Origin of the sequence: Actinobacillus indolicus (assembly GCF_004519515.1) — a bacterium.
In the GTDB taxonomy this organism is placed as follows: Bacteria; Pseudomonadota; Gammaproteobacteria; order Enterobacterales; family Pasteurellaceae; genus Glaesserella; species Glaesserella indolica_A.
In genome coordinates this window covers 1604839-1621434 of record NZ_CP038145.1, presented here as the reverse complement: position 1 = coordinate 1621434, position 16596 = coordinate 1604839, and the positions used below count along the sequence as shown (strand labels likewise).

Sequence of the window (16596 nt, the reverse complement as noted above, 5' to 3'; positions counted from 1 at the left end):
ATTATTTCTCCACTTGTTCCGGTTTCCACGTTCTTAAGCCCCAAATTAAGAAGCCGATAATAAAGAACGCACTCGGTGCTAATAAGAATAAACCGTTTGCTTGATACCAACCGCCGTCTTGAATCGTTTGGAATACCGTCATACCAAAGAGTTTACCTGAACCGATTAATTCACGAATAAAGGCTACAATCACAAGGATTGCACCATAACCTAAACCGTTACCAATACCGTCGACAAAACTCTCTACAGGACCTGATTTCATTGCAAAGGCTTCTGCACGTCCCATTACGATACAGTTAGTAATGATAAGACCTACGAATACAGAAAGCTGTTTTGATAAGTCATATGCATACGCTCGTAAGATTTGGTCAACCAGAATTACCAAAGAGGCAATAATCGCCATCTGTACAATGATACGAATACTATTTGGGATATAGTTACGGATCATTGCAATGAACATACTTGAAAAGCCTGTTACAAAGCTTACTGCAATCCCCATTACCACGGCAGTTTCTAGTTTAGTTGTTACCGCTAGTGCAGAACAGATACCTAGAATTTGTAATGCAATCGGGTTGTTATTCACAACAGGTGATAACAAGAGATCTTTAAGTTTATTGCTTGCCATTAGTTAGTCCCCGCTTTTAATTTCGCTAAATATGGACCGAAGCCGTTCGCACCAAACCAGTATTTGAATGAACCATCAACACCGTTAGAGGTGAGTGTTGCACCTGATAAGCCATCAATACCGTGATCTTTATCAGCTGAAGCACCTTTGGCAATACGAATTGCAGATTCACCCTGAGCATTTTGTAATTTTTTGCCCACGAAGTTTTGTTGCCAACGTTTGTTTTCAATTTCACCACCAAGTCCCGGTGTTTCACCGTGTTCATAGTAAGTGATACCTTTGATTGTATTGCCATCTGGCTCAACAGATACGAAACCATACATAACAGACCATAAACCTGTTCCATAGAATGGAAGCACGATTTGATTTACTTGTCCGTTTGCATCTTTTACAAGGTAAATTTCTGCATATTTTGCACGAACTTTAATACCTGCTTTATCGTCTGCTGGATTGATAACGATGCTTTGAGCTGGATTTTTAGCTGCTACTTTTGCATCAAAGTTATTAACACCTTCAACATAATCACCTGTGGCAAGATCAACGATTTTAGATTCAATGTTTTTCACATAGATATCTTTAATTTCGCTTTTCTTCGTGCCTTCAGGTAATAAACCAGCAACACTTAAAATGTTTTTCTGTTTATCAAGGGCTTTTTGCTCTTCTTGTGTCGATTTTAACAACACTGCAGAGCCTGCCACAATTAAAGAACAGATTAAACTTAATAAAACCACGACGGTAAGTGTTCCGCCAATGCTATCTTTATTAAACTTAGCCATTGCGTGCCTTCCTACGTTTGATGTTACCTTGAACGACGAGGTAATCGAAGATTGGTGCAAATAAGTTAGCGAATAAAATTGCTAACATCATACCTTCTGGGTACGCTGGGTTTGCTACACGAATCAGTACGCACATTACCCCAATTAAAATACCGTACCACCATTTACCTTTGTTGGTAAAGGCTGCAGATACCGGGTCAGTTGCCATAAAGAACATACCGATAGCAAAACCACCTAACACTAAGTGCCAGTGCCATGGCATCGCAAATAATGGGTTTGTATCTGAACCGATCATATTGAAGAGGGTTGCAGTTGCCGCCATACCGATCATTACACCCGCGATAATTCGCCAAGATGCAATGCGAGCAAATACAATAATTGCAGCACCGATCATTAATGCGACGGTTGAAACCTCACCAATAGAACCTGGAATGTTACCTAAGAACGCATCCATCCACGTGATTGTTTCACCTGTTGCAACGTGTTTAAGTGCAGCTTGACCACCGACTGCCCATTGAGAAAGTGCTGTTGCACCTGAGAAGCCGTCTGCCGCAGTCCAAACTAGATCACCCGAAATTTGTGCTGGATATGCGAAGAATAAGAACGCACGACCTGCCAACGCTGGGTTCATAAAGTTTTTACCTACACCACCAAAGACTTCTTTTGCAACTACAACACCGAAAGTCGTTGCTAATGCAGCTTGCCATAATGGTAATGTTGGCGGAACAATTAATGCTAAAAGGATAGAGGTAACGAAGAAACCTTCATTGATTTCATGTTTACGCACCATTGCAAATAATACTTCCCAGAAGCCACCTACTGCAAAAATGGTTAAGTAGATTGGTAGGAAGAAAATCGCACCGATTAACATTTTACCTAATACACCAACATCTTGTGATAACACACCAAACGCATTTGCTAATGCAAAGTGCCAATCGTTGGCAACGTTTTGAGCCACGTTTTGTGTAAAGTCACCTACACCTAATGCAAGGATAGATTGCGCACCCACGTTATACATACCGTAGAACATCGCTGGGAATAACGCCAACCATACGATTAACATCATACGTTTAGAGTCAATCGCATCACGAACGTGAGCATCTTTTTGAGTCACTGTACCTGGACTATAGAAAATAGTATAAGCTGCTTCAAACAGAATATACCATTTCTCATACTTTCCACCTTTCTGGAAAGCAGGTTCCATTTTATGAAAAAGATCTTTTAAAGCCATTTGATTAACCTTCCTTCTCGATCTTATCTAACGCTGCACGCAACATTGGTGCATAGTTGTTTTTACCTGGGCAGACAAACGTACATAACGCTAAATCTTCTTCATCTAACTCTAAGCAACCTAATGCTTGAGCAGAATCCGTATCGCCAGATGCTAAATCACGTAACAACAATGTTGGTAAAATATCTAACGGCATGACACGCTCATAAGAACCGATTGGCACCATTGCACGCTCACTACCATTAACAGCCGTGGTAAAGTTAAACAATTTCTTACTAAACGCACCTAATACAGTACGAGTAATAGAGAATTTGTGTGAATATGGTGCAATCATACCTAAGAATTCTTGCTCACGACCTTCTGCTATCACAGACACTTGTAATGCATAACGACCTAAATAATCATGTGCACCAACTGCTTTCGCACCGCTTAACACAGAGCCTGAAATCACACGGTTTTCGCCCTCTGCTAATTCATTTGCAGTTAATTGAGAAAGGTTTGCACCAAGTTGTGTACGCACTAAGCGAGGTTTTTTCACTTGAGGACCCGCTAACGAAACAACACGCTCTACATAAAGCTCACCTGTTGTAAATAATTTACCGATAGCAATCACATCTTGATAGTTTAAGTACCATACACTTTTCGTCGCAGAAACAGGATCGATAAAGTGAATATGTGTACCACTTAAACCTGCTGGGTGAGGGCCTGCGAAAGAAGTCACTTTCACATTTGCCACTTCAGCCGTTGGGATATTACTGTCTGGTGCACGACATAAATGAATCGTTTTTTTGCCTTCAAATAAGCGACTTAACACCGTTAAACCATCAACAAAATCTTGTTTGTGCTCATTTAAGAGCACTTCAGGATCTGCTGCTAATGGGTTGGTATCCATTGCATTGACAAAAATAGATGATGGAACAGCATCTAGTGCAGGTACTTTACTAAATGGACGAGTACGGAATGCAGTCCATAAACCTGAATTCACTAAATTTTGCTTCACTTGGTCAGCAGTTAATGAACTTAACTCCGCAGCGTTATAACGCTCAAAAGTTACCTGATCATCACCTTCAACTTTAATCACGACGGATTGAAGAACACGTTTTTCGCCACGATTGATTGCAACAATCGTACCGCTTGCAGGGGCAGTGAATACCACGCCAGCATTCTTTTTATCTTCAAAAAGAACCTGACCTTTTTTCACCACATCACCTTCACGCACCTTCATAGAAGGACGCATACCCACATATTCTTCGCCAAGCACAGCAACTTCATTAACGGTATTGCCGTTATGGATTACTTGCTCAGGTTTCCCCGCAATAGGAAGATCTAAGCCTTGTTTAATTGTAATCATATTGTTTGCACTACTAGTTGGGTTAAAAAGAATGATTGTAGAAACTACAATCGCTACATTGAGGCGTAGTTAAATCAAATATAAACGTTGATTCCCCCACTTACATCTGACTACTACATTAAGTTCTCAAATTGGCTATTATCTTAAATAATCAAAAGATAAAATAAACAGGGCATTTTACCTGAAAATGCCCTTTTATTTCTACTTTAACCACATTTTTTTAACATTTACCCCTTAAAAATTTGAAGTGAATCAAATTTTTCTGCTTTTCTAAAATTTAAAAGTCCAAAAAACAGGCAATTACCGCATTTTATTTACGTTATTGTAACTTTTAGTCTTGAGATAAATTTGATGCTAGTCAAAAAATCAGGATAGGGATAGAATATCCATATTATTCACAATTTTAAAACGGACTAAAATATGAACATTACTATTTCTGATGTAGCGCAAAGCCACTTCCGTAAATTACTTGACCAACAAGAAGAAGGCACAAATATCCGAATTTTTGTGGTTAATCCTGGCACGCCAAGTGCAGAGTGTGGCGTTTCATACTGCCCACCTAATGCTGTTGAAGCAACCGACACGGAAATTAAATTCAATCAATTTTCTGCCTTTATCGACGATATTAGCTTGCCTTTCCTAGAAGATGCTGAAATTGACTATGTCACTGATCCAATGGGTTCACAGCTCACCTTAAAAGCACCAAATGCTAAAATGAAAAAAGTGGCAGACGATGCGCCTTTCATTGAACGTTTAGACTATGTGATTCAAACGCAAGTTAATCCACAACTGGCAAGCCACGGCGGACGAGTAACCTTAATTGAAGTCACTGAAGATAAATATGCGGTATTACAATTTGGTGGCGGTTGTAACGGCTGTTCAATGGTAGACGTTACCTTAAAAGAAGGTATTGAAAAACAGTTACTTGCCCTGTTCCCTGAAGAATTAGTTGGCGTGAAAGACGTGACTGAACACCAACATGGTGAACACTCTTACTACTAATTAATCTATCTTTTACAAGCGGTAAGATCCGACGGAAAATTTGCAAAATTTAACGAGGATCTCACCGCTTGTATTGATTACTGATTTTTCAAAATGTCATTCATTAATTGAATATCAATGTGGCAGTAGCCATTTGGATTTTTATCAAGATAATCTTGATGGTACTCTTCCGCAGGGAAATAGTGTTCAAGCATCTCATTCTCTACGGCTAAAGGTTCTGCATATTGTGTTTGTAACGTCGCTAACGCTTGTGTCACCACAGGTGCATCTTGCGGATCAACATAATAAATCCCAGTGCGGTATTGAATACCCTTATCTTCCCCTTGTTGATTAATGCTAATCGGGTCAATGACTTTAAAATAATAATCCAATAATGTGGAAAGGGCGATTTGCTCTGCATCATAAGTCACCTTAACCACTTCTGCGTGTCCACTTCCCTTACAGACTTCCTGATACGTTGGGTTTAAGCTATTGCCATTGGCATAACCTGACTCAGCATCAATTACCCCTTTAATACGTTGCATAAAGGCTTCCGTTCCCCAGAAGCAACCGCCCGCTAAATAAATTTCTTTAATACTTGCCATATAAACTCCCTTGCAAAATTTATGCTAAATCTGACCGCTTGTAACGACTAAAAAGTGTTGCGGTATATTGAATAATCCAACCGACACAGAGCGCAAAAGCTAAGGTGCTAATTCCCACTGTGCCACCTAATAAAAAGCCTAACACACAGACTGTCACTTCAATGGATGTCCGAACAACACCTACTCGCCAGCCATATTTTTGACACATTCCCACCATTAAACCATCTCTAGGTCCTGCGCCTAAATGACATGATAGGTAAAAAGTTGTGCTAATCCCAAACAGTAGAATCGCCCCAATCATCAATAAAAAACGTGACACTAAATGCTCAGGTGCAGGGACATATTGCACCGTTAAATCAATAAAAAGTGCAATCCAAAAAATATTTAAAATGGTGCCTAAACCGAAACGTAATTGGAGTGGAATCCAAAGTAATAACACAATCACACTAATGATTGCCACCACCGTACCAATAGATAGCCCAGTTTGCAACGCTACGCCTTGAGAAAAAACAGTCCAAGGGCTTGAGCCTAAATGCGCTAAAACCAGTAGTCCTTCGCCAATTCCCATTAAAATAGTGGCAATCGAAATCATCAACAACGCACTTGGTTTAAGTTGCCATTGATGCTCTGCCGTCCAAGGCATATTTGGAATAGGCGATTTTCTACTCATAGCGTAATGCTTCCGCAGGTTCGATTTTTGATGCACGATAGGCTGGGTACAGCGTGCAAACCAACGATAATACAATCGAAGAAAGCACAATCACTATGACTTGCTCTGAAACAATCTCTGTCGGCAACATCATTCCCGTAGGGTTAATTAAGCTAATGAAATCCCCTAAGTAAACCGTTGCTAACACACCTAGTAATCCCCCAACTAATGCGCCGATCACCCCAACAATCGCGCCTTGAGCCACAAAAATTTGCGTTACTTGTCCTTTGGTTAAGCCTTGGGTTTGCAAAATCGCAATTTCCCCTTGTTTATCAACCACCATTAAACTTAATGATGTCACAATATTTGAAATCGCCACGATAATAATCAGACTAATCAATAAGCCCATCATATTTTTTTCCATTCTCACCGCTTGGAAAAATTCCCCTTTCTGCTCACGCCAATCGTTCACTAGCCATTTATCCGCAGGAAATGCCGAAGGTAATTCCGTGACTAAAAAAGGATCGGTTAAAAACAAACGAACGCCTTGGCTCTTACCTTCTTCAATACGCAACAAACGCCCAACATCCGCCAAATTTGCAAATAAAGTATAAGCACTCGCTTCATTATTTGAATAATAAATATCTGAAACGGTAAAAAGGCGCTGAACAGGCACACGACCAAATGGGGTATATTGGCTATTTTCCGTAATCATCAAACGGATTTTATCCCCCACATTCAGATCCAGCTGATTGGCTAACCTTGAACCGATCAACACATTAAAATCGCCTGCGGGTAACCGTTCAGCTAAATCGCTTACTTCCGTTAATAATGGATCATCGCTATTTTTCTCAACACCAATTAATTGCCCCGCATTCATGCCGTGCTGACTTTGAATCATCACATTTGCACGGCTAATTGGGACAGATTTTTCCACATAAGGTGGTAAATTTAACTGCTGTTCTTTGCTCCAAGCTTCATCTATGGGTGAAATAATCGCATGGGGTAAGGTAGAAAGCAGATTGCGTTTCTGCATATTTTCTAAGCCATTCATCACAGAAAGGACGATAACAAGTGCCATCACGCCCAATACAATGCCTAGACTTGCAAGGTTTGTGACCAATCGACCAAAGCGGTCGCCACTTTTAGAACGCCAATAGCGAAAGGCAATAAATAAAGGAGTTGTTAAGTTCATAAAAATTAATACGAGTAGAAATTGGTAAAATTCTACCAAAATCTACCCGCTTGTCTTAGAGATTTCTGTTATATCAACAAAAAATTAGTTAATAACGCCACAAGCCATTCTTGCTCCGCCACCGCCAAGTGGTGCTGGGTGGTCTGAATGGTTATCGCCACCTGCGTGGATCATCAACGAACGACCTTTCACTTCTTCTAACTTTTTCAAGCGTGGCGCAAGAACAGGATTTGTCGCATTACCATCATGATCAACCGTTAATGCTGGTAAATCACCTAAATGAGCATCATCTGCCCAAGGGAATCCATGTTTCTTCGCCTCTTTAGGATCCCAGTGACCACCTGCGCCTAAGCCAGCGACTAATTTGCCATCTTTCTCTTTTGGTTCACAGCTTGGTTTCTCGTGAATATGGAAACCGTGTAAGCCGTGTGACAATCCTTTCAGATTTGGGGTAAAAACTAAACCGTAAGGCGATTCGGTAATCGTCACCGTTCCCACATCTTTGTTGCCATTTTGTAAATCAAGTTGCTGAACTTTCACTTCAATTTGGGTAGCTGAATTTGCTATCGCTGAAGTTGAAAATCCGAAAAGTGCTGTTAAAGTAAGGGTTAAAACTGTTTTTTTCATAGGAACTCCTAAGTTAATCACAAATTATTTGCCTGTTTTGACAAATTCTTCAATATTCTGAGCCACTTTATTGACTAAGGTTGTCACGGCTGAATCACTCGCCCACGCAACGTGTGGCGTAATCAATAAATTCGGTAAACGTTTTGCCGCTTGAATGAGCGGATTATCAATCGCTGGTGGTTCTTTAACTAATACATCTAGTGCTGCCCCTGCAATTGTGCCATTTTCTAGTGCATCAAGTAAAGCAACTTCATCAACTAAAGGACCACGCCCCGTATTAATTAAATAAGCGGTCGGTTTCATTAATGCCAAGGTCTCTGCATTAATCAGGTTTTGGGTCGTTTTAGTTAATGGACAATGTAAAGTGACAATATCCGCCTGTTTTAACACTTCTTCAAAAGGGGTATAGCCATCACGAATAGTAGTTGCCCCCTTATGTTCTGCATAAAGCACTTTCATCCCCACCATTTCAGCCAAACGCCCGACTTCTGTCCCTAAACAACCTTTACCAAATACCCCTAGAATTGAACCTCGCACATCAGTAATAGGGTAATCGACATAGCAGAACTGCCCACAAGTTGCCCAACGGTCGCTGGTGACTTGATCACGATGATAGCTCATTAAACTGTGTTTTAATGAAAAAATCATGCCTAAAACGTGTTCTGGTACTGTCACACTAGAATAGCCCGTTACATTTTTCACCGCAATGCCCAACTCTTTGGCTGCAACTAAATCAATATTATTTGTCCCAGTCGCCGTGATTGCAATGAGCTTCAGTTTCGGCAATTTCGCTAATAACTCTCGTCCGAATAACACTTTGCTGGTAATCACAATATCCGCATCTTTTGCTCGCTCGTAGGTTTCTTCAGCAGAAGTGCGATCGTATTCAATCCAATTATGCGGAAAAGAGGGACGTGGAATATTGTGAGTGGCAGGAATGCCTGTGCGGTCAAGAAAAACGATATTCAACATATTAGCTCCTTGTTTGGAAAGAGAAAGTTGGAGTGAATATACAACAAGCGGTGCGTTTTAACAAAAAATTTACGAAACCTTTGCTAAGGTATCCTTAAAAAGAAATATCTATGGCGATGAACGCAATTTTTATTCAAAAAAGCGCCTTGAATGCTTTTTAATAAAAAATGATTTTAGGATGGATTTCCCACCACCAGATAATCCAACGGCTCATCCCAACTCTCTAACGGCAAATGTTCCAACTGCTGACATTGATGAGCCAGCCCAACACTGATTAACTGTTTGGCTTGGGAAAGGGTGCGGTCGTAAAAGCCACCGCCCATACCAAGCCGATTGCCTTGTTTGTCGCAGGCAACCAGTGGGACGAAGATCATTTCTAATTCATTGAGTGGCAGCACATTTCGTACATCTAATTTGGGTTGTAAAATCCCAAAACGATTTCGCTCTAGCTCTGCTTCCCCTTGATATTGGAGAAAAAGCAGTTGATTGGCTGAAAATGGATGAAGTACAGGCAGATAGATTTTTTTGCCTTGTTCGATAAGTCTATCCATTAACGCAAGCGGTGAGATTTCGCCATTAAACGGCAAATAAAAAGCAATATGTTGAGCAGAATAACGTTCAATGAGTGCTAATGATTTTTGGATAATATCTTGTGCCGCAAAGGCTTGTTCATCAGCGGTTAAGGCTAGACGTTTGGCGCGCATCTGTTTGCGAAGTTGATTGCGTTGTTCGCTTATGGAAAGTAAGGAAATATCATTCATAAAAAAGACCCGAAGTGCCGTTATCAGTGGTGGTCCTTGAACCAGACGGTTCAAGGGAGTCGAACATTACCGTTTTTAGGCTTCTCGTAAACGAGCCTGCACACCAACGATATAAGAGTTCAACTCAAAGTGTTTTAAATATCGGCTCAGGGACGTAACTAACAACGCACACCTCAGGCAAAGAGAATACTAACGGAATTTGCTGATTTTTCCTAGTGTTCAGATCAATAAAATCACAGAAATTCGCTTTATTCGTTATTTTCTTGACCAACAGAAACCGAATCCATTCCACTAGATTGGAATTTTGCTAATGAGTTGTCTAGCTGTTCAACACAAGCCATCAACACATTTTTATTTTCAGCGTTTTTACGCTGTTCTAACTCAAGCTCATAATTTAAATTTAATGCAACAATCGACAACACTTTTTCGAGCTGAATAATGCCAGACTGCTCTTTTAAAATGGCAACACGTTCTTCTAAACGTTCCGCAGAAGCTAACAAAGCCTCTTGTTGTTCTGGCGGACAATATAAGCGTAAAACCTGTCCAAATAGCGATAGTTCAATATTATTCTTTGACATTGTTGAGAAATCCTCACGGAGACAGAAATTTTTGCTATTATGCCACCCTTTGAACAAATCACAAATAATCTAAGATGGCAATTTCACAAGCAAACGACTTTAAACAACTCATTTCTGAGTTACATATCGACTATACCTCTGCTGAATTTCACGGTTTTTTAAGTGGATTAATCGCTGGCGGTATTCAAGATGAGTCTTGGAAAACATTGACCTATCAGTTTACCAATGATGGACACGCATTTTCTCAAGCCCCACTTGCAAAATTAACCGAATTTTATCAACAACTTAGAGAGAGCTTTGATGAAGCTAACACGCTCTTTTCATTATGGTTAAATGAAGAAGATGGTTTTGCAATGGCAGATGGTATTGCAGAATGGACGGGACATTTTTTACTTGGGTTAGGCTTAGCACAGCCAACTTTACAGCAAGAAACCGACGAAGTTGGCGAAGCCATTGATGATTTAGATGAAATAGCCAAATTAGGTTATAGTGAAGAAGATAAAAATGAGGAATTGCTAGACGCAGGCGAAGAAATTATTGAGTATCTGCGAGTCGTCACGCTCTTTTTACATAGTCATTTTTCAAAACCTAAAATGACGGAAAAGCCAAAGGTTCATTAATATCAGGGGCATACGCCCCTTTTTTATGCCGCTTGGCGATGATAATGCCTTAACGCCTGCTCTTTTTGACGGGCGGAGCTAAAAGATGAAATCCTTTTTAAATAACCGATTACTCTAGTGGCGTGATCGATGTCTTTAGAACCACAGCAGCTACATTGTGAAAGGGTACGTTTATCAATATGGTCACAATCATTACATAGGGTGATTTTCACATTGATACAAAAATAGTTACAGCCCGTTTTTGCCGCAATGTCCAATAGTGAGCGGTAGCTCTGCTGGCTCAAGGCTTCTTCTAAATTCAGATGTAATGCTGAACCGCCATCAAGGTATTCAACCAACGCTTTTCCGTGTAACAGGAATTTATCTAACGCATTGATTTGTTCATCTTCCACTACATAGAAATAAGAGTTATAGCACTCTCTCGGCACAACATAACCCGCTTCTCTGTCCCACTTCGCATTTTTCACCCCTAAGTTTTCTGCAGGGACAAATTCGGTATTAAACTTCACGCCGTAGGTTTTACAAGCGGTCTGATTGGCTTGATAAATTGCAAATAGTCGCTCACGCACAAAATCAATATACGCTGAATTGTAACCTACATTAATTCCCCGAAACTCAGCCGCTTCGACCATTCCGTTAATGCCAATAGTCAGGAACTGCTTATCTAATGAAATAAAGCCTGCATCATAAACAGGCAACATTCCTGCTTTGAGATAATCTTCCATTAGCTTTCGATAAGCATATTGATATTGATGGATCTTGCCGACTTCTGTCGCCAAATCTCGTCCATCTTGCTCCAAACGATTCATATTGAGCGTAATTACATTAATTGAGCCTGTGGCAACTCCGCCAGCCCCTAACGAGTAAGAAAAAGAGTGATCAGCAATTTCATTGCGTAGACGGCAACAAGACGCGAGTGAATCGGGGTTATCTGATTGATAAATAAAGAATGAATTTCCTTCGGATAAGGCTTTTGCCATTTTATCGGCAAAATCATTATCTTTGCATTTGCCATTTTCAGTCAGCATTGCCACTGTTACGACGGGAAAGGTTAAAATCGCTTTTGTCCGTTCTTGATTAAACCACTGCATAAAGAAATCTTGCAACGCTGATGTAGTTTGCCAATTCGGTGCTGTGAGATCAGGAAAGACAAAATTGCCGAACATCGCATTAAAATAGTAATGGTCGTAAATGGAAATATTCCAAAAGACACTTTGATAACCACGAGCGGCAGCAGGTTGATTAATGCTATACACCACTTGCTGTAAATGGTTGGCGATTTCGTACTGATGTGTTTGAAGATAATTATCGCCATAATCCTTACGAGCAAAATAGTCAAAATAGGTCAAAAACTCAACGGTTGCCACTGCACCTGCAAATTGTGAGCTAATCGCAAAGACAAGGTTAATAAAAGAGCCGCAAAAAGACGCAAGGTGTTGCGGTGCTTGGGATTCACCGCCCAGTTTGGTTAAACCATCTCTTAAAAAAGGATAAAGCGTTACCGATACGCAATAAGGTTTCAGGCTGGTTTCATCGTGAACATAAATTTCGTGCGCTTCAATTTGACGCAGATATTCGTCCGCAAGGGATTGACCAAAAATCTCTGCAATCTTACCGCTTACTTTGGCTCGATTGATTTGTACGAAGAAATCTTTCATCAATTCCTGTTCCATCGTAGCTAAATTTTTTTGGGTAACATTAGCGTTAGCGTCCATTTTTGAACCGTCCGCTGCATTTTTAGCTTGAATGTATTGGTCGATAAAATTTAATTTGCCGAGTAGTTGCGAGTGTTCAAGTCTAATCATTGTTTATCCTGTCTAAAATGTGCGTTCAGCACTTCACCTGTTTGAAGATCAATAAATCGTTGGTTTGTGGTAATACAATTTAACCCGCCAAGTTCAGCAATCCAGCGACCTGTTTTGACATAGTCCAACGTTGCTAAAATCTCTTGTGGCAGTTGCTCAAGCTCTAATCCCGTATAAAGGCAGGTTTTTAAACCAGACTGACGGACAAGCTGTAACCGTTGCAATAGCTGTTCAGGCAACCATTCTCCCCCCATAAACAACACACAACTAATCAGCCCTTGATATTGAGCTAATCGCTGTTGTAAGTAAATTTCTGAGAGAATCTGACCGCTTCCAAGTTTCCAACTTTCTATACTGTGGCAACCTTTACAACCTAAAGGACAACCTGAAATCATAAAAGCTAAAGAGGTTTCATTGGGGACTTCTTGCCACACAATCTGTTCTGAAATAAAACGGAGCTGTTTCATTATATAACCACTATATCTTGTGGTTTTAAACCATTAAAAACACAATATGTAGTAGTTTATGCATTTTAATGTAAAGAGAATTGATAAAAATCAAAGTGAGTGAAATCACTTTTTTCGAGATAAATAACTAGAAAGAAATCAATAGAATAGGAAATGTAAATTTTGATAGACGTACTAAAATAGCAAAACGCCCATTCTCTCAACGAAAATGGGCGTTTTGACGAAATAAATTAGAAGCCAGCTTGTTTTTCTAACTGTTCAACTAACGCTTCATCTAAATGTAACGCTTCTGCTAAGTCCGCTAAGAAAACAATCTCTTTACGAGAAAGATCTTGGCACACTAAACGTGCTGCAAGGTAAACTTGTGTTGCTAAAGCGGTATCATTTCCAACAACTTTTGCAATTTCTTCTACTGAAATTGGGTTATTCATTTCTTGTATTAACCATTGTTGTAAATCTGAATTATCGCCACCTTCTTTTAAGATTAACGCTTCTTCATTCTCATCTAACGCACCGTCAGACACAGCCGCAGCGATCATAGTGCGTAAAATAATCGCACCTTTCTCTTCTGAGTTATCCGCTTCAAATGCCGTTTGGGCAATGTCTGTTGATTGATTTGATTGGCTTGCTTGGTAATCTTGGTAGGCTTTATATGCAAGGCTACCTAATGCTGCTAATGAACCTAATTTAGTTAAGTTCGCACCGCCATTTCTGCCTAAAACCATAGAAAGAATACCGACTAATGCAGCACCACCACCGACTTTAGAAATAGTATCGGTATTACCCGCCTTTACTTCACCCATGGTGTTTTTTGCTGAGTTTAATACTGAGCCTAATACGCTACCTAAATCAGATGAGCTTTGGCTTGCAGTATTGCCCACTGATTTTAATACGCCATTTAAAATGTCGTTGAAATTCATTTTGTGTTCCTTATGTAAGTAAAAGAGTTCGCCTAATAGACATTAGATTTCACAAATAATTCAATTTTTTTCAGAAATAAATTTCTTTGCCAACGCCGACAATGCATCGGTCACATAAACTAACAGCAAATAACACAGCAGATAAAGGGTAATTTCAGAGTAATGGAAAAAACTCATCGCCAGTTTAAACTGCATACCTAAACCGCTTGCCCCGACAAAACCGACAATCAGCGTTGCCCGAATAATGTTTTCCATACGATAAAGAATGTAATTGAGAAAAGCACGCATCACCGCAGGATAAATCCCGTAAAACAGAATTTGGTTTTGCGAAGCCCCGTTTTGCATTAAATGACGGATCGGTTTTTCGTCCATATCTTCAACCACTTCGCCGCACAGCTTGCCTAATACGCCGAAGTTGTGAATGGCTAATGCTAATGCCCCTGGAATGATCCCCGGTTTGAAGATAAAGACTAAAATCATCGCCCACATTAATTCCGGTACAGAGCGGCTAAACAGAAAGAGCCCCCGGCTGAGATAATAGGCAGCACGGTGATACCACTGTGTTCTGTGACGAAAATGCCCCTGTGCTACGTTGCGAGCGGACGGCAGAACCAAAAGGAACATCGCCATGCCTGCAATACCCGTTGCCAGAATACTCATCACAAAGGTTTCCCACGAAAGCCATAGGGCTTTTTGCCACATTTCAGGGTCAAGATAGGAAGGCAGCTCTTCACCTATACCAGCCATGCCAGCTAAAAATTCCGTAAGATAATCCCAATTTTCCGTTCGAAACAGTTCGCTCAGTGCGGTAGGTTGGTCTTTAAGAATATAGCCCCACGATAGCCCGATAAGCCCTAGCACCGCCCAAAAGGAATAGCGGATAAAATAGCGGTCGAGATGTTTTCTCATTTTACTCGGCTCCTGACAGCGTAGCTCCAGTGATCAACCAAAACAATTAACCCGACAAGGAAGATCAGAAATGTCCAAACCTGATCGTATTTCAGATCTTGCAAGGAAAGCTGAATTTGCATGCCGATCCCTCCCAATCCGACAAAAGATAGCACCGATGAAGAGCGGATCGCACATTCAAGTCGATACATGGTATAGCTCAACATCGTCGGCAAGGCTTGGGGCAGATAGCCATAAATCAAACATTGCAGCGGCGTTGCCCCTGCTTCTTTTAATGCAAAAATCGGCTTAGATGGCACCGCTTGTAATGTATCTGCATAGATTTTGCCTAAGTAGCCAGAATAAGGAATAGCAAGGGCAAACACTGCACCTATCGGATTTAACCCGACAGCAGCCACAAAGAACCATGCCCAAATCAATTCGTGAATAGCACGTAGAAAGCCCAATATCGCTCGAGCTGCCCCCTGCAAAATGAGTGAACGAAACAGCACACCAGAAGCAAAAATGCTTAAGCAAAATCCACCAAACATAGACAAAGAGAGTGTAATCAAGGCATAAGCAAAAGTGAGCCAAGTGGATTGCAAGGCGAGTTTCAGTAAATCAGTAGAAAAGTCAGGGGACAATAAGCTGGAAAATAGTCGAGTAAGCGTTGCCCAACCACCAGAATGCATCAACCCTTTGTCGTTATCGACAGCAAATAGGCTCAACAAAAATGCAAGCAACAACATGCCCGTCAGCAAATTTCGCCGTTCATTTAGTCCAAGCGGTCGGTTATGTTTCATTTCTTACCAATCCGTATAAGACATTGAGTTGCTCTTGAGTGACTTGCTCTGTTTGCAAATCAAACACAATTTTTCCCTGTTTAATGCCGATCATACGATCAAAATAGGCTTTGGCATATTCCACCGAATGCATACTGGCAATCAATGTTTTCCCCTGCTCTCTCACCAGCCCTGTCAATAATGCCAAGACATTTTGTGCATTAACAGGATCGAGTGCGGACACTGGTTCATCAGCTAAAATCAATTTAGGGTTTTGCACTAACAGACGAGCTATCGCAACACGCTGCTGCTCACCACCCGACAGTTCGGCAGTTGGCTGATCGATTTTATCCAATAGCCCAACGGCAGCAAGTGCTTGCTCGGCAAGGTGTCTTTCTTGCGGTTTAACTAAAGAGAACAAAGATTGCCAAAAGCCCCACTGGTTCAGCCTGCCAGCTAAGACATTGTGGATAACTTCCAGTTGTTTGACTAAATCATACTGTTGATGAAGCATACCGACTTGTTGGGCAAACTGCTTGTTATCTTGATAATCTTGAATGTTGCGATTTTCCAGCCAAATCTCACCGCTTGTTAAAGGCACGGCACGCATAATGCTATTCATTAATGTCGATTTTCCCGATCCACTCGGCCCGACTAACGCCACGATTTCACCTGAGCGAATGGTTAAACAGATGTCGTCTAAAACGGCTTGCTTGCCGAAATGTTTGGTGGTGTGGTGGAATGATAAGAGAGATTGCATCAT

Annotated in this window: 19 protein-coding genes and 1 other RNA gene; 2 read left to right on the top strand and 18 right to left on the bottom strand. The window is 40.8% G+C overall.

What is annotated here, in order from left to right; translation table 11 throughout:
• Position 1: 1 nt before the first annotated feature.
• Genes EXH44_RS08105 through EXH44_RS08090 form a run of 4 tightly spaced genes read right to left on the bottom strand, consistent with a single transcriptional unit; the run spans position 2 to position 3983 of the window.
• Entirely contained in the window at positions 2-625 is a 624-nt protein-coding gene (locus EXH44_RS08105; protein ID WP_135672839.1) for an NADH:ubiquinone reductase (Na(+)-transporting) subunit D, read from the bottom strand.
• On the bottom strand, positions 625-1401 hold the full coding sequence (locus EXH44_RS08100) for a Na(+)-translocating NADH-quinone reductase subunit C (RefSeq protein WP_162857012.1): 777 nt from the start codon (positions 1399-1401) through the stop codon (positions 625-627). Before EXH44_RS08100 ends, EXH44_RS08105 begins: the two co-directional genes overlap by 1 nt.
• Positions 1394-2632 (bottom strand): NADH:ubiquinone reductase (Na(+)-transporting) subunit B, encoded by a 1239-nt coding sequence (locus EXH44_RS08095; RefSeq protein ID WP_162857011.1) that lies wholly within the window; start codon positions 2630-2632, stop codon positions 1394-1396. The genes EXH44_RS08100 and EXH44_RS08095 overlap by 8 nt, the downstream gene beginning before the upstream one ends.
• A gap of 4 nt (positions 2633-2636) precedes the next feature.
• The gene (locus EXH44_RS08090) at positions 2637-3983 is read right to left on the bottom strand and encodes a Na(+)-translocating NADH-quinone reductase subunit A (protein ID WP_162857010.1); all 1347 of its coding nucleotides are present in this window, start codon (positions 3981-3983) and stop codon (positions 2637-2639) included.
• 420 nt (positions 3984-4403) lie between these two features.
• Here EXH44_RS08090 and nfuA point away from each other — a divergent pair, with 420 nt between their 5' ends.
• Positions 4404-4985, top strand: a complete 582-nt coding sequence (nfuA, locus tag EXH44_RS08085; RefSeq protein WP_162857009.1) for a Fe-S biogenesis protein NfuA — start codon at positions 4404-4406, stop codon at positions 4983-4985.
• Between the two features lie 77 nt (positions 4986-5062).
• Here the strand turns inward: nfuA and msrA are convergent, their stop codons facing one another.
• The 8 genes from msrA to EXH44_RS08045 all read right to left on the bottom strand — a co-directional run bounded on the left by msrA (position 5063) and on the right by EXH44_RS08045 (position 10351).
• The gene (gene msrA / locus EXH44_RS08080; RefSeq protein ID WP_135672828.1) at positions 5063-5569 is read right to left on the bottom strand and encodes a peptide-methionine (S)-S-oxide reductase MsrA; all 507 of its coding nucleotides are present in this window, start codon (positions 5567-5569) and stop codon (positions 5063-5065) included.
• Positions 5570-5588: 19 nt separating this feature from the next.
• A complete protein-coding gene (gene yczE, locus EXH44_RS08075; RefSeq protein ID WP_162857008.1) occupies positions 5589-6239 on the bottom strand; it encodes a membrane protein YczE in 651 nt (216 codons plus the stop codon).
• Complete coding sequence (locus EXH44_RS08070) at positions 6232-7413, bottom strand: lipoprotein-releasing ABC transporter permease subunit (protein WP_162857007.1); 1182 nt, start codon at positions 7411-7413, stop codon at positions 6232-6234. Before EXH44_RS08070 ends, yczE begins: the two co-directional genes overlap by 8 nt.
• Positions 7414-7497: 84 nt before the next feature.
• Positions 7498-8040: a superoxide dismutase family protein gene (gene sodC / locus EXH44_RS08065; RefSeq protein WP_162857006.1), complete on the bottom strand. Its 543-nt coding sequence runs from the start codon at positions 8038-8040 to the stop codon at positions 7498-7500.
• A gap of 24 nt (positions 8041-8064) precedes the next feature.
• On the bottom strand, positions 8065-9012 hold the full coding sequence (locus EXH44_RS08060) for a 2-hydroxyacid dehydrogenase (RefSeq protein WP_162857005.1): 948 nt from the start codon (positions 9010-9012) through the stop codon (positions 8065-8067).
• Between the two features lie 173 nt (positions 9013-9185).
• Complete coding sequence (locus tag EXH44_RS08055) at positions 9186-9773, bottom strand: 5-formyltetrahydrofolate cyclo-ligase (RefSeq protein ID WP_162857004.1); 588 nt, start codon at positions 9771-9773, stop codon at positions 9186-9188.
• 2 nt (positions 9774-9775) lie between these two features.
• A non-coding RNA gene (gene ssrS, locus EXH44_RS08050) (6S RNA) lies at positions 9776-9956 on the bottom strand.
• Between the two features lie 65 nt (positions 9957-10021).
• The gene (locus tag EXH44_RS08045; protein WP_135674633.1) at positions 10022-10351 is read right to left on the bottom strand and encodes a cell division protein ZapA; all 330 of its coding nucleotides are present in this window, start codon (positions 10349-10351) and stop codon (positions 10022-10024) included.
• 74 nt (positions 10352-10425) lie between these two features.
• Here EXH44_RS08045 and EXH44_RS08040 point away from each other — a divergent pair, with 74 nt between their 5' ends.
• Complete coding sequence (locus EXH44_RS08040) at positions 10426-10971, top strand: UPF0149 family protein (RefSeq protein WP_162857003.1); 546 nt, start codon at positions 10426-10428, stop codon at positions 10969-10971.
• A 23-nt stretch (positions 10972-10994) separates the two neighbouring features.
• On the opposite strand, the gene nrdD is transcribed toward EXH44_RS08040, so the two are convergent.
• The 6 genes from nrdD to EXH44_RS08010 form a co-directional block, all read right to left on the bottom strand.
• Positions 10995-12776 (bottom strand): anaerobic ribonucleoside-triphosphate reductase, encoded by a 1782-nt coding sequence (nrdD, locus tag EXH44_RS08035; RefSeq protein WP_162857002.1) that lies wholly within the window; start codon positions 12774-12776, stop codon positions 10995-10997.
• Entirely contained in the window at positions 12773-13243 is a 471-nt protein-coding gene (gene nrdG, locus EXH44_RS08030; protein ID WP_162857001.1) for an anaerobic ribonucleoside-triphosphate reductase activating protein, read from the bottom strand. The genes nrdD and nrdG overlap by 4 nt, the downstream gene beginning before the upstream one ends.
• 230 nt (positions 13244-13473) lie before the next feature.
• Positions 13474-14163, bottom strand: a complete 690-nt coding sequence (locus EXH44_RS08025) for a tellurite resistance TerB family protein (protein ID WP_162857000.1) — start codon at positions 14161-14163, stop codon at positions 13474-13476.
• A gap of 60 nt (positions 14164-14223) precedes the next feature.
• Complete coding sequence (locus EXH44_RS08020) at positions 14224-15072, bottom strand: PhnE/PtxC family ABC transporter permease (protein ID WP_162856999.1); 849 nt, start codon at positions 15070-15072, stop codon at positions 14224-14226.
• Positions 15069-15854, bottom strand: coding sequence for a PhnE/PtxC family ABC transporter permease (locus tag EXH44_RS08015; protein WP_162856998.1), 786 nt, complete (start codon positions 15852-15854; stop codon positions 15069-15071). Before EXH44_RS08015 ends, EXH44_RS08020 begins: the two co-directional genes overlap by 4 nt.
• Positions 15844-16596: a phosphonate ABC transporter ATP-binding protein gene (locus EXH44_RS08010; protein WP_208717127.1), complete on the bottom strand. Its 753-nt coding sequence runs from the start codon at positions 16594-16596 to the stop codon at positions 15844-15846. Before EXH44_RS08010 ends, EXH44_RS08015 begins: the two co-directional genes overlap by 11 nt.

What these genes read in the sequence shown, in the direction of transcription:
- EXH44_RS08100 (WP_162857012.1), bottom strand. Translation starts at nt 1,401, where the DNA reads ATGGCTAAGTTTAATAAAGATAGCATTGGCGGAACACTTACCGTCGTG.
- EXH44_RS08015 (WP_162856998.1), bottom strand. Translation starts at nt 15,854, where the DNA reads ATGAAACATAACCGACCGCTTGGACTAAATGAACGGCGAAATTTGCTG.
- EXH44_RS08060 (WP_162857005.1), bottom strand. Translation starts at nt 9,012, where the DNA reads ATGTTGAATATCGTTTTTCTTGACCGCACAGGCATTCCTGCCACTCAC.
- EXH44_RS08055 (WP_162857004.1), bottom strand. Translation starts at nt 9,773, where the DNA reads ATGAATGATATTTCCTTACTTTCCATAAGCGAACAACGCAATCAACTT.
- EXH44_RS08025 (WP_162857000.1), bottom strand. Translation starts at nt 14,163, where the DNA reads ATGAATTTCAACGACATTTTAAATGGCGTATTAAAATCAGTGGGCAAT.
- nrdD (WP_162857002.1), bottom strand. Translation starts at nt 12,776, where the DNA reads ATGATTAGACTTGAACACTCGCAACTACTCGGCAAATTAAATTTTATC.
- EXH44_RS08020 (WP_162856999.1), bottom strand. Translation starts at nt 15,072, where the DNA reads ATGAGAAAACATCTCGACCGCTATTTTATCCGCTATTCCTTTTGGGCG.
- EXH44_RS08040 (WP_162857003.1), top strand. Translation starts at nt 10,426, where the DNA reads ATGGCAATTTCACAAGCAAACGACTTTAAACAACTCATTTCTGAGTTA.
- EXH44_RS08045 (WP_135674633.1), bottom strand. Translation starts at nt 10,351, where the DNA reads ATGTCAAAGAATAATATTGAACTATCGCTATTTGGACAGGTTTTACGC.
- nfuA (WP_162857009.1), top strand. Translation starts at nt 4,404, where the DNA reads ATGAACATTACTATTTCTGATGTAGCGCAAAGCCACTTCCGTAAATTA.
- nrdG (WP_162857001.1), bottom strand. Translation starts at nt 13,243, where the DNA reads ATGAAACAGCTCCGTTTTATTTCAGAACAGATTGTGTGGCAAGAAGTC.
- msrA (WP_135672828.1), bottom strand. Translation starts at nt 5,569, where the DNA reads ATGGCAAGTATTAAAGAAATTTATTTAGCGGGCGGTTGCTTCTGGGGA.
- sodC (WP_162857006.1), bottom strand. Translation starts at nt 8,040, where the DNA reads ATGAAAAAAACAGTTTTAACCCTTACTTTAACAGCACTTTTCGGATTT.
- EXH44_RS08010 (WP_208717127.1), bottom strand. Translation starts at nt 16,596, where the DNA reads ATGATGCAATCTCTCTTATCATTCCACCACACCACCAAACATTTCGGC.
- yczE (WP_162857008.1), bottom strand. Translation starts at nt 6,239, where the DNA reads ATGAGTAGAAAATCGCCTATTCCAAATATGCCTTGGACGGCAGAGCAT.
- EXH44_RS08105 (WP_135672839.1), bottom strand. Translation starts at nt 625, where the DNA reads ATGGCAAGCAATAAACTTAAAGATCTCTTGTTATCACCTGTTGTGAAT.
- EXH44_RS08070 (WP_162857007.1), bottom strand. Translation starts at nt 7,413, where the DNA reads ATGAACTTAACAACTCCTTTATTTATTGCCTTTCGCTATTGGCGTTCT.
- EXH44_RS08090 (WP_162857010.1), bottom strand. Translation starts at nt 3,983, where the DNA reads ATGATTACAATTAAACAAGGCTTAGATCTTCCTATTGCGGGGAAACCT.
- EXH44_RS08095 (WP_162857011.1), bottom strand. Translation starts at nt 2,632, where the DNA reads ATGGCTTTAAAAGATCTTTTTCATAAAATGGAACCTGCTTTCCAGAAA.